We start from the raw sequence: 12,700 nt of genomic DNA on the forward strand, positions 1-12,700 counted from the left end.
GTGGGTGTCCCGGTTAATGGTGGGTGTCCTAGTTAACGATGGGTGTCCCGATAAGTTCTACAGAAGGATTATTAGCATGGCAGTGACACATAATTTGGGGTTTCCGCGCATTGGCGCGAAGCGCGAGCTGAAGTTTGCCCAAGAATCATTTTGGAAAGGTCAGCAATCAGCCGAAGCCTTGTTGGGCGTTGCGAAAGAGATTTGCGCGCAAAACTGGGCATTGCAAGCTTCGCTTAACTTCGCGCCAGTGGGCGACTTTAGCCTCTACGACCAAGTGCTCGATATGAGTTTCACCCTTGGTCATGTTCCAGAGCGTGTGGCGAATCTAGACGGCGCCGAGCTCGACCAATACTTCCGTGTTGCACGTGGCCGGTCAGCCATCGACACCGATTGCCATTGCGTACACGCCGGTGAAATGACCAAGTGGTTCGACACCAACTACCACTACATTGTGCCAGAGGTCAGCGCGAGCACCGAGTTCAGTCTTAATGCCGAGCGCCTACTAACCCAGCTAAACGAAGCCAAAGGCATCAATGCTAAACCAGTGATCATTGGCCCAGTCACCTACCTTTGGCTGTGCAAAGAAAAAGACCAAAGCAATCGCCTCGACCTATTGGAAAAGCTATTGCCCGTGTACAGCCAGTTGTTAGAGCAACTTGCCGAAGCCGGGGCCGAGTGGGTACAAGTGGATGAGCCAGCACTCGTCACCGAGCTAGACAGCGCTTGGAAGACAGCGTTCGATCATGCCTACCACACCTTAAAAGCTAACCGCCCGAAATTATTAGTGACCACCTATTTCGGTACACTTGGTGATAACCTACAACTGGCCTGCAACCTGCCAGTGGCTGGGTTACATGTGGATGCCGTGCGGGGTGCTAGTGAACTAACGCAAGTGGTCGATTGGCTGCCAAGCCACAAGGTACTATCGGTAGGCATTATTAATGGCCGCAACATTTGGAAAACCGACCTAGCCCAAGCGCTGGATACCCTAGAGCCTATTGCCCACCGCCTTAAAGAAAGACTATGGATTGCACCGTCTTGCTCGCTACTGCATGTGCCGGTGGACTTAGATAGCGAAACCGACTTCGACCCAGAAGTGTTCCAATGGCTCGCGTTCGCCAAACAGAAATTAGCGGAGCTTGCTGTACTTGGGCAGGCACTGAACAACGGGCGGGATAGTGTTAGGGAAGCTCTAGCGAGCAATCAACAAGCGATTACCAGCCGTAAACAGTCTACCCGTGTACACAACCCAGCGGTCAAAGCAGCGTTGGCAGGCATTACCCCAGAGCTTGGCAAGCGCCAGAGCCATTATCCAATCCGAGCAAGTAAACAAGCCAAAACACTTAACTTGCCAGCCTTTCCAACCACTACCATAGGCTCGTTTCCGCAAACACCAGAGATTCGCCAAGCCCGGCTGGCGTATAAAAAACAAACACTGAGCACAGCCGACTACGAAGCAAAAATGAAGGCTGAAATTGAGCGCTCCATTCGCCAACAAGAAGCACTAGGCATAGATGTGCTGGTACACGGCGAGGCTGAGCGCAATGATATGGTGGAGTACTTTGGTGAACAGCTAGAAGGCTACGTATTTAGCAAATTTGGCTGGGTGCAATCTTATGGCTCGCGCTGTGTAAAACCGCCTATCCTCTTTGGCGACATTAGCCGCCCGCACGCTATGACGCTAGACTGGATTAACTATGCCCAATCACTCACCAGCAAACCAATGAAAGGCATGCTCACGGGCCCGGTCACTATTTTGAACTGGTCATTTGTGCGCGATGACCAACCTCGCAAAAACACCTGCTTGCAACTGGCGTTAGCCATTCGCCAAGAGGTGCAAGACCTCGAAACAGCTGGAGTAAACATTATTCAAATTGATGAAGCGGCCCTGCGCGAAGGGTTGCCACTGCGCCAGAGTGAGTGGCAAGCCTACCTAGATTGGGCCGTTGAATGTTTCAGAATCACGGCCAATGGTGTGCGCGATGAAACCCAAATTCACACCCACATGTGCTACTCGGAGTTTAACGACATTATAGAAGCCATTGCTCATATGGATGCCGACGTGATCACCATTGAAACGTCGCGCTCAGACATGGAATTGCTCGATGTATTTGAGCAGTTTGAGTACCCAAATGAAATTGGCCCTGGTGTATACGACATTCACTCGCCAAACATTCCAAGCGAAGCGCAAATACTCACCCTAATGCGCAAAGCAGCTGAGCGCATTCCCGCCGAGCGCTTATGGGTTAACCCAGACTGCGGCCTAAAAACCCGGCAATGGGAAGAAGTGCTGCCAGCACTAGAAAACATGGTGGCGGCCGCCCAAAAACTGCGCCAGCAGCTGGCAAGTTAATGCCTTTGGGCGCCCTACTCTGGGGTGCCCAACAATACTTTTGAAGGCCTAAACGCAGCAAAAAATCCTATGGCAATCAGCAGTGCTATGCCCTCAGCAATGGGCATGGCAATCACGAATGGTACCGCTGGCACAAAAAAGTATAAACCGAGCAAACCGGTGACTGGCAGAATAAGCGAACGGCTAATTGCGATGACCGCCGACGGCCCGGCTTTATGTAGCGCGGTTAAGTAGGAAGTGATAATCATGGTCACGCCATTTACCGCAAACACTGGCCAAATGAGCCAGATGAGCTCGCTAGCAAACTCAGCGATATGCTTCTCTTCCTCTTGTAGGAATGCGAACACCAATAAATCAGTTTGACTTAACAGCGCAGCGATGATGGCAACAGCAATCATCAACGCAATAACTAGCGTGGTTTTTAAATACTGCTCAATGCGCTCGCGGTTTTTGGCACCATAGTTTTGGCTAATAAACACCCCACTGGTATCACCAATGGAAAACACCAGCATCATGCCAATCACCAAAATGTAATTCAGCACAGTAATCGCCGCCACGCCCTCTACGCCATAGCGCGTGATAAATAGCCAGTTCAGCACCAAGGCAATAATAGAACCCGACACCTCGTTGATAAACTCACTTAAGCCATTAAATGCCGACTGAAACAGCTCACGCCAATTCGATTGCTTAGGTGAAAAATGTAAATGGCGCTCTTTGAAAAACAGGTAGCTCAGCAGAATAAACATCGGCAGGGCTTGCGAAATCCCCGTTGCCCAAGCCGCCCCAGCAATACCCCAGCCAAGTAGCGCGATAAACACATAATCGAGCACAATATTTATTAGCGCCCCAATCGCCAAAGCAGCGGCAGCGAGACCAGGGTAGCCATCTACGCGCACAAAGAAGTACAACACCACAGTCATTAACTGGGTCCATACAAATGCCATGGCAATACGCCAATAAGTTTGCATTAGTGGTAACACTTCCTCGTTACCCCCTAATGCTCGCAGCATGAAGCCTTCTGCGAAATAAGCACCAGCGGTTACCAACGCCGCCAGCACCATGACTGCCATCACGGTTTTCGAAAAAATAGCACTTGCCGCAGCAGTATTCCCCTCGCCAATATACTTGCCCGCACGTACCGAGCCACCCATGGTGAGCATAAAGGTGGTACCAAATAACAAGCCAAAAAATGGGATTATTAGGTTCACCGCCGCCAGCGCATTACCACCGACATAGTTACCAATAAAAATGCCATCAACAATATTGGCAGTCGACATCGCCAATAGGCCCAGCAACGAAGGCAGCCAAAAGCGGAAAAAAGTAGGCAAAATTGCGCTTTCTAGCGCATGATTCGTACGAGTTGTCATAATGGGTAGTCCATAGCAAAAGCCGACCTATTGTAGTCGCAAAACATGAACGTAGGGGGGCTTACCTAATAAGATTGAAATCGTTACAGTGTACGCACAAGGATACAAGGAATTTTAAAATGAAAGGAATAGTGGCAGCCACGTTGATTCTGGCATGCAGCGCCTCGAGCGAAGTACTATTTAGCGACAACTTCGACAACACACCCGACTGGACCAGTGGTATGCGCGATGGCGATGACGTTGCCATCCCGCGAGGCTGGAACGATGCCTACGATGGCGCCTCCATGTACCCCGCCAGCGAAGGTGGCCGTGATTCTCTAGAAATACTAGCCGAACATAGTGATAAAGCGCGTGGCAACACGGGTAAATCATTGGTTGCCTACCGCGAGTCATACACTCCTCCCTCTGGCTGGGCACAATTTAATTCCGATGGCATTTTGGCCAAGCATATCGAAGGCAAACCCACCCAGCTTTATGTTGAGTTTTGGCTGCGCTTTGGTGATACCTTTACAATGCCAGGGGGTGGCTATAGCAAGTTGTTTCGTATTAAGCACAGCAGCGACCCAGCCAATCCTTGGCAAAACTTTTTACAGGGGGGCAATGGCCCATCATTGATTTGGATGTACTCAAATGGCGAAGAATATGGTCAGCGTAATATGATTGCGCTGCGTGGCGACCCCGTTCAAGACGATGAAGGGAAATCGTACTACTACCTCAACAGCTCTGACATCCCAGACGCGCATCGCCGCTCACATCGTGGTGACTTCTCTTTTAACTTTGCCAATAATTTAAAAGGCGAAGGCGTGAACAACCAAGATCCACTACTGGTCGACCAATTAAACGGTGGCTTGATTCTTGACGACCCAGACGAAATTGTTACCCACGAACAAGTATTTGGTAAGCGCGGCACTTGGAACAAAATTGCCTTCTTCGTCAAAATGAACTCTGCGCCAGGCGCCACCGACGGCGTGTTAATGCAGTGGCTTAACGATACCCTCATACTGAACATGCAAACCATTCCATGGCACCGCTTTAACGATGAAATTGAAGGCATGCCATACTGGAACAAGGTGCTCTTTGGTGGCAATGACTACTATCAAACCTACCCAAACGAGCAACGCTTCGAAGACTGGTATGCCTTCGACGATGTCGTCATTCGCTCAAGTATTCCAACCCAACCTTTAGCACCGACAAACTTTCAAGTGGAGGCTTTGCAATGATGCTTCGCGTCTTACTGTTATCCCTAATAACTTGCGCAGCCCTTGCAAACCCAAGGCTTGCCTTTACCGACTTAGTACACGGCCCACAATCAGGCCTAAATGACGGCCTTGGAGAGGGCGCAATTGTTACGCTTTGGGGGCACATGCTAGGCGATGAAGTAGGCCAAGTTGAACTCATCACCAGCGACGGTTCAGTGCATACCGCAGCCCACATTTATTATTGGACACGCGCGACTGGTGAGCTGCCAGGTGGGCCAGCTGAGCTTTGGTCATCACACCGGTTATACGAAGTGGCATTTTCACTACCAAGCAGCCTGCCAAATGGCGAAGTAAGTATTCGCTTATTGGATGCCAAGGGAAACAAAAGCGCCAACACCCTTCCCTTCACTGTGCAGCCTGGAAACATTTACCACGTTAAAACTGGCGGTGATAATGAGGGAACCGGCAGCTTTGACGACCCTTGGCAGGTGATTAACGGCCAAACTTATGGCAAAAAAGCTGCCGGCAATGGCGGTAATGGCGGCGTTAAACCTGGTGATATTGTTTATTCACATGGGGTGGTAGAAGTTCAAGAAGAACACCCATTAACGGGGGGCTCATCCGCCGGTGCCGGTTTGTGGCTGGTTAACTTAAAAGGCACAGCAGATAATCAAATTGCATTTGCTAGTTACCCAAATACCCAAGCAGTTGCATCTGGCTGGCGCGTTGGGGTGAAGTTTTACCTAACCGAAGGCGTGGTCATTTCTAAATACAAAGCGCTAGCCGGCAACTTGCCAGAGCCTATGGTGGGCACGCCCTATGTATCACCTAATAGCGCCTCATCCGTTACCATGATTGGTACGAATCGCTGGGGGCGAGCCGTAGGAAATTATCTCGCCGAGCGCGAGGGCATGTGCGCCAATGGTTGGTCTGGTGCCTTTGTAAGCGGTGGCAATTCTGCTGAAGGGTTTCGTGCGCTGGGTAACCATATTGTTGATATTGGCTGTGACCAAACCTCACACTTTCACCACACTACCTACTTTTCTATTCGCGACGAAGCCCACGAAGGCGACCCCATAGACGGCTGGGAGTTTGCTTGGAACCACTTAGCCGACAACAAAGCCAAGTTTGGCATTCACTTTTATGATCAAAACGAGAAAGGCACCTGCCGCAGTTTTAAACCTGGCGCCAAACTTTCTGCTCACAATAACTACATTATTAACCAAAAAGGCTCGGCCATTAACATTCACAACTATGGCAGGGGTACGACAATAAACGGCCAAAAAGTCACCATTCCGTGCTGGCAAGTAGATGTAGAGGTGTACCAGAACATTATTGTTAACTCAGGCTTAGGACCAGTGGCAGAGCTGAACAATGGTGTTTCACCCTACGGCATTACCCTTGGTGGTGCCATGGTGGGGCACTTCGAAGTGTTCAACAACCTTGTTTACCGGGTATCAGAGCCGTCTTCACGCTCATACGATCGTGGTGGGTACATTCAAAACGTTCCCCCAACCCTACTGGCTATGGGGAGCTTTACCCCGGGTGATATTACCTTTGATGCCTTTAACAACCTAATGGTTGCCGATTATCCAATGGAAATGGTGCGCGTAGGTCAGCCCGAGTACACCACCATTGAACACAACCTGTGGTACAACACCACGATGAACGATTGGACCGACGCTGAGCGGGAGGAGTACCTAGCGAACACCCAAAACGGCTTGGTCACCGAACCACAACTAGCCAACAACTTGCCCACCCATTTGTCACCAGTTTGGAACCAAGGGCGCAGTGACCCTAGAGTGCAGTTTGGCTACTTTGGTAATCGCGCTAGCGAACCATATATTGGCCCACTGGCAATACCAGACCAATCGCCCCAAGCACCTAGTAATTTCACTGCTGAGCGCTTGCAGTAGGCATAAAAAAACCCACCAAACGGTGGGTTTTTTAATCTAGCTAAAGCTTGGTCGGTATTTTACGTTCTGCGCTTCTAAGCGGTCGAGCTGATATGGCAAGCGAGCGCGGAAGTCATCCCAGTCTTTGCTATGGCTCCAAGCCGTTTCTGCCTGGGCAAGCAAACGTGGGAACAATAGGTAGTCGATTTGGTCGCCGTTCTCTACCCCTTCACACCACAACTGCGATTGCACACCGCGAATTCGTGCGGCACCTTCAGCGGTCAGCTCACCACTAATTGGCTCGTAGTCGTAACAGGTTTTCAGGTTTAAATAACCAGCCCATAATACACCGAACTCGTCGATGTCATTGCTCCAAGCCAAATCAAAATAGGTATATTGTGCTGGGCACATAATAGCGAAGTAGCCTTTATTTGCCGCTTTTATACCTGCCTCTACCCCACGCCAAGAGCATAGCGTGGCATCTTTGTCGAGCTTGTCACCTTCAATGGCTTCTTCCCAACCAACAAGTTGTTTGCCTTGCTTGCGCAAATGCGCCTGCAAGTGATGCAACAACACACCCTGCAAGTCACGAACCGAATCTAGCCCTTTTTCTTTTGCCATGGCCAAACAAGCTGGTGATTTTTCCCACACGCCAGGTGCTACTTCATCAGCACCAATATGAATAAACGGCCCAGGGAATAGCTCAGCCACTTCATCAAAAATGGTTTCTAGCACGTCATAAGTGGCTGGCAACGCTGGGTTAAGCGTGTTATCGCGGTACTGCTGAATGGATACATAATCAGACGTATCATCAGGCTCCACTAATAAATCTGGCAGTGACTTAATCAACGCGCGGGCATGCCCTGGAATATCAATTTCTGGAATCACCATGATGTTGCGCTCGGCGGCAAAGGCCAATACTTCACGCACATCGTCCTTAGTGAAATAGCCACCATAGCGCTTGTGCCCTGAGTTAAACTGCGACTCCAACACTTCGTCTTCACCACGCCAAGCACCAATGTCGGTAAGCTGTGGATAGGCATCAATTTCTAAGCGCCAGCCTTCGTCATCAGTTAAGTGCCAGTGGAAGCGGTTTAGTTTCAGCCAAGTCATTTGCTCAAGCAATTTTTTGATCGTGTCGACACCATGAAAATGACGTGAGCAGTCCAGCATTTGCCCACGGTAGCCAAACCGTGGCGCGTCGGTAATGGTTTGGCAAGCAAGGGTTTCACTCTGCTGCGCAAGCTGAGCTAGCGACACAAGCGCGTACAGTTCACCTGCTGGCGAGCCTGCCGATACAGTAACCAGAGAGGCGTCGATGTTTAGCACATAAGCTTCATCGGCAAGCGATTCATCGCGAACAAAAACAATATTCGGCTCGCTGCTAACATGTACATCAAAATACTGCTCTAGCCAATTAGTAGCTTGGTTTTTTTCTTGCACTAACCAGGCGACTGGCAGAGTAAAAGTACCGGATTGCAACGCAACCGACTTCGGCGCTGGAACAATACCGACTTGTGCTTCCGCCAGCTCAACAACCAAATCATTTACTGGGTCTTTTTGTGCCGACTCTTGAGTTAGGTTGTGCGCCACACGCGGCACATCAAAAGTTTGCTCACCTTGGCGAATATAGCCGCCGATTGGCATTTCGAGCACATTGAACATGCGAGCAGTTTTGCCATGTAGCTCAAAGCGCCATTGTTCGCCTGGGTAAACAGGTTCATCACGAGTAAAGCGGCAATGAGAGCCAGCTTGGCTTATAAAAGTGGCACCGGTTGCCGAATGCATCTCGCGCGGCAAATCAACAGCAAACACAAAGTCTTGCAGAGTTACCTCCGACAAGTTGCGTACAATGAGCGCAACTTTAAAGTCACCATCCACATTGTTAACGTAATCCAACTCAAGCTCAAAAAGTGCCATATACATTCCTTACTTCGCAGCCAGTGCCTAGTTTTTATAATATGATATGACGCTAAGGTTGCATAACTTGCAAGCGGTTGCAAAGCATAGAAGATTAATAATGCTCAAGTGGCATAACGCTGTGATCAGAATTCACAAAAAAGCCCTCCGAAGAGGGCTTTTGCTCAATGACGCTACTGGTTAAAGAAGCTGTTTCAAAGGTTCATTTGGATCTAAGTAGTTTGGGTCGTTCGGATCCATGTAGTTTGGATCATTTGGATCCACGTAGTTTGGATCATTTGGATCCACAAAGTTTGGATCATTTGGATCCACATAGTTTGGATCATTTGGATCCACGTAGTTTGGATCATTTGGATCCATTGAGTCATTAGGGTCCATTGGGTCTTGGAAGTCTCCGTCCATCCAAGGATCAACCACCGCAGGGAAGGCACAGAAGCGCATTAACCCACTGAATTGAAGGTCTTGTTGCACTTCGAATACCAACTGTTCAGCCGTTTTGTAGCCACGCACAAAGTCACCGAGTTTCCACTCAAGAATCTGGCGATAGCCTTGCTGATATGGCGGGTTCAAGCGTGTATTCAAACCTAGGTTGATTGCCGCTGGGCTTGCCGCTAACTCTTGCTGAATATCCTTCACATTTTGGTTTTCAATTGTAAGGCCGGTGTGCTGCCCAGCTGGTACTTCGCCAACAAAGTTAGCAACCAACTCAGCATACTCAGGCGTTTGCATAAAGGCTAAGAAACGTTCTTGTGCCTCTGCATTTACCCCTCTAACTGGCGCATACCCCCCATCTGACCAACTGACTAACGGCCCGCCTGGCAAACCAGACACCTTAGTTTGAATATCTGGGTTGGTTACGTAGATTGGGCTATTCGGGCCAAGTGACCATGAGCCGTCAATCATTGCCAGCGCTTCGCCATTAGCAAACTTCTCACGCAACGAGTCGTAATAGATCTCGTTTTCGAGCATACCGTCTTGTGAATAGCTTCCCGGTACTAACTTGCCATCCGCGAGCCACTGCTCAACTGTTTGCCACGCTTCTAGCACATCAGCATTGTTGTAGCACAGCTGATTATTGGCCATCGACCGCAGTGTAGACTCTGGCACAAGCCCAGCCATCATCACACTATCGATGATTTGCGCAAGGTACCAATCATGAGTCGCCATAATCATTGGGTCGACGTTGGTGGTATTGCTCAACAAGGCCTCGAAATCAGCGAAGGTTGCTGGCGGTGTACCATTGGTCAGCAAGCCGGTATTCCAAATCAACCCTTGCGCCTGAATGGTATGCGGCAATGCATATGGCAAGCCACCTACACGAAGCGCATCGAGCGAACTACGTGAGAACACAGTTTGGTCGAATGGCAAACGCACACTGCGCAAGAAGAACGACCGGTCGGCTAGCCAATTGCTGGTACGGCTTAGCATAAAGTCTGCTTCCACCGGGCTACCAAGAATCGCCCAAGACAGCTCATCATACTGGCCAGAGTCAGCAATCAATACCGGTTCAATCGTCAAATCTGGAAGGAACTCGCGCTCGTTGATCGCTTGGAACAGATCCAAATCTTGCTTGCGGTAGGTGTAGATCACCAAGGTATTTGGATCATCTTCACGAATAAAGCCTCCGTCGTAGTCGAAGTCTTGCTGCAATAAGCTGAATTGTTCATCAGTTGGCAAACGGTTGTAGCTTAGCGTGGTTGTGCACCCTTCAACCTCAACACTGGCTATTTGTGTTGGGCTAGAGATTACTTTACGCGCATTACTATCAACCGCTACCGTTGCACCACTTTCACTCTGGTAAGTGCCTGTAATTTCACCATCTGCAGACAAGTTCAGTAATGCCGTCATACCCAATGCCGACTCGTCAAGCGGCTCACCCGGTTGCCAGCGAGTAAGCAGCGTATCGCGCTCATCCCAGCAAGTATCACCGTTGCCTTGAACCTCGTAGGTTAGGAACCAAGCACCACCTAGCGGATCTTCGGTGTGTGTTTCTAGTTCGTATTCTACCGGTAGTACGCTTACCGCAGGCGCGTCAACACCCTGCATCATGCAGTCTAGGGTTAGGTGCATGGTTACATTTACCGACGCAACTGAGCTTGGCAGAATGGTTTTAAGCGGGTCCTCAAAGTCATTTTTGCCAAATACCGCAATGTCACCTAATCCAGCTTCATTGGCATCTGTTACCTTAACGTCTACACCGCCTTCGCACATTTCATTGCTAAGCTCACCATCGCCTTGAACAAATAAGGCAAGCACGTCTGCCGCTGAGACATCCAGGGCTGATGCAATGGTATAGGTGAACGCGGTTGTGCCATCGAACGTAGCTGGGAATGGTACCAAGTTGCCGTCTTGATCTTGTGGGTAAGTGTCATCCCACACAACGCTACCAGGCGTTAGTGTGTCAGGTTGGCGGAAGACCGATTCAGGGAACAACTGGCTTAAATTAAACTCTGTGTACTCTGGGTCGTTGGTTAATGAACCACCAGTTGGCAGGTTCTCGGCATTATCGTTTTCCCCTGCTTTCGGTGTGATTTCAGTGATTGGCATTGGCCGGTCATACGCTTCTGGTACGCTAGCGTTGATATCAACATCAGCACCAGTCATACGGAAGTCTTGCCAGCAAATCAGCGTTGTATTGCCATCGCTACCACCCATCGACTGCAAGCTTGGTGATATCTCAATGAGTTCAATAACCCCATTGCCGTTGGCATCGCGGAACTGCCAGTTATCGCTATCTAGATAACAGCCATTGAAGTCGATATCTGCACAAGCAAAGCCAGTTTCTTGATACATCTCATATGGCGACATCATATAGTCTGGTCGAATAAAAGCACCCGACTCGTAATCGGCAAGCGTTGGGCCGTGAACGGTGGCACCACTTATGCCTTTTTCCGCATGACTATAAACACCATCTGTGATCGTCCAACCGTCTTCTTCGATATAGGCAAACACAGTTTTTTCACCAGCAATGGTTGCTTCGAGCATTAGGTACATGCCTGAATCGGCAGGAGACTCTTGCCACTGAATATCATTCCGTGTTTCTTGCATGCCTAGGCCATCGGCTAACGTTGCGGTAACACCGTCTGCCACCACTGGCGTGTCACTAAAGAAGCAAACCGACTCGGTTGCGTTCGTACCACATTCATAGGTTTCACCTTCAGGTGAGGCAGCCGCTATGTCATCGGCACTCATTGCACGACCTTCTACAACCACATCACCCGATTCGGTTTTGCTGTAGTAAAAGCCCGTATGGGCATCCACATGCATACCCTGAACATTCACGTACTCGTTCGATTCACTATCAATAATGAAGTTTTCGACATACTCAGCTTCATAGCCGTTGTCATCCATACGATGCATAAATGGCATGAACGCTTGCGCTTGTTCAATCCAGTTATTGTCATCGCCTGCAATGTTGTCGATGTCTTTTGGTACCAGCGACTGCGATGCTTCATCATAGGTAGTCAACCAGTTTAGCGCACCAATTTCCCAGCTTTGCAGCGTTTCATCCCAGTAGTAGTTGTTGCTCCACATGTACTCGTAAAGTGTATCGAGTGTGGTGCACTGCTCGCCGGCATCGAAGCTAGGGGCAGCTCGATAAGCGGCCACCGCTTGCGACACGTTGGTTTCAAAACCACCGTTCATCCCATCATCGAACTGACCAAAAAATGGGTTTCGAATTTGGCGAATATCATCCGGTAAGTTAGGGGTATCGAAGTACGTTGGCTCAGGTTCACCGTCGTGATCCATACCTGTGTAAGTTTCTATGACTTGAATGAGGGTACCGGCGATTTCATTACCACTTACCGCTACTGCTGGTTTAATAATCCCTGCAGGCACTTTGCCATCTGGGCCTTGCAGGTTTCCATCTACATCCGAAACAGACTCACGCATTAGGCTAGTTTCTAGTACATCGAAACAAGGCAAAAACTCGAATGGCACCGATGCCATTCGCTACAAAAAGAA

Annotated in this window: 6 protein-coding genes; 3 read left to right on the plus strand and 3 right to left on the minus strand. The window is 49.5% G+C overall.

Annotated elements, in window-relative coordinates:
- Nucleotides 1-76: 76 nt before the first annotated feature.
- A complete protein-coding gene (gene metE / locus DUW71_RS04655) occupies nt 77-2,353 on the plus strand; it encodes a 5-methyltetrahydropteroyltriglutamate--homocysteine S-methyltransferase (RefSeq protein WP_119394069.1) in 2,277 nt (758 codons plus the stop codon).
- Nucleotides 2,354-2,367: 14 nt separating this feature from the next.
- Here the strand turns inward: metE and DUW71_RS04660 are convergent, their stop codons facing one another.
- Nucleotides 2,368-3,720, minus strand: a complete 1,353-nt coding sequence (locus DUW71_RS04660; protein WP_119394070.1) for an MATE family efflux transporter — start codon at nt 3,718-3,720, stop codon at nt 2,368-2,370.
- A 119-nt stretch (nt 3,721-3,839) separates the two neighbouring features.
- Between DUW71_RS04660 and DUW71_RS04665 the strand changes: the two genes are divergently transcribed.
- Entirely contained in the window at nt 3,840-4,940 is a 1,101-nt protein-coding gene (locus tag DUW71_RS04665) for a hypothetical protein (protein WP_119394071.1), read from the plus strand.
- Nucleotides 4,937-6,835, plus strand: a complete 1,899-nt coding sequence (locus tag DUW71_RS04670; protein WP_119394072.1) for a hypothetical protein — start codon at nt 4,937-4,939, stop codon at nt 6,833-6,835. The genes DUW71_RS04665 and DUW71_RS04670 overlap by 4 nt, the downstream gene beginning before the upstream one ends.
- A gap of 36 nt (nt 6,836-6,871) precedes the next feature.
- Here DUW71_RS04670 and DUW71_RS04675 read toward each other — a convergent pair whose 3' ends face one another.
- A complete protein-coding gene (locus tag DUW71_RS04675) occupies nt 6,872-8,734 on the minus strand; it encodes a beta-N-acetylhexosaminidase (RefSeq protein WP_158583873.1) in 1,863 nt (620 codons plus the stop codon).
- Between the two features lie 180 nt (nt 8,735-8,914).
- Nucleotides 8,915-12,628, minus strand: coding sequence for a type 2 periplasmic-binding domain-containing protein (locus DUW71_RS04680; protein ID WP_158583874.1), 3,714 nt, complete (start codon nt 12,626-12,628; stop codon nt 8,915-8,917).
- Nucleotides 12,629-12,700 lie beyond the last annotated feature (72 nt).

It is taken from the genome of Salinibius halmophilus (assembly GCF_003577475.1).
Classification (GTDB): domain Bacteria; phylum Pseudomonadota; class Gammaproteobacteria; order Pseudomonadales; family Natronospirillaceae; genus Salinibius; species Salinibius halmophilus.

Bases quoted from the DNA above. Each gene is read 5' to 3' on its own strand.
- DUW71_RS04665 (WP_119394071.1), top strand. From the start codon at position 3,840: ATGAAAGGAATAGTGGCAGCCACGTTGATTCTGGCATGCAGCGCCTCG.
- DUW71_RS04660 (WP_119394070.1), bottom strand. From the start codon at position 3,720: ATGACAACTCGTACGAATCATGCGCTAGAAAGCGCAATTTTGCCTACT.
- DUW71_RS04670 (WP_119394072.1), top strand. From the start codon at position 4,937: ATGATGCTTCGCGTCTTACTGTTATCCCTAATAACTTGCGCAGCCCTT.
- DUW71_RS04680 (WP_158583874.1), bottom strand. From the start codon at position 12,628: ATGCGTGAGTCTGTTTCGGATGTAGATGGAAACCTGCAAGGCCCAGAT.
- DUW71_RS04675 (WP_158583873.1), bottom strand. From the start codon at position 8,734: ATGGCACTTTTTGAGCTTGAGTTGGATTACGTTAACAATGTGGATGGT.
- metE (WP_119394069.1), top strand. From the start codon at position 77: ATGGCAGTGACACATAATTTGGGGTTTCCGCGCATTGGCGCGAAGCGC.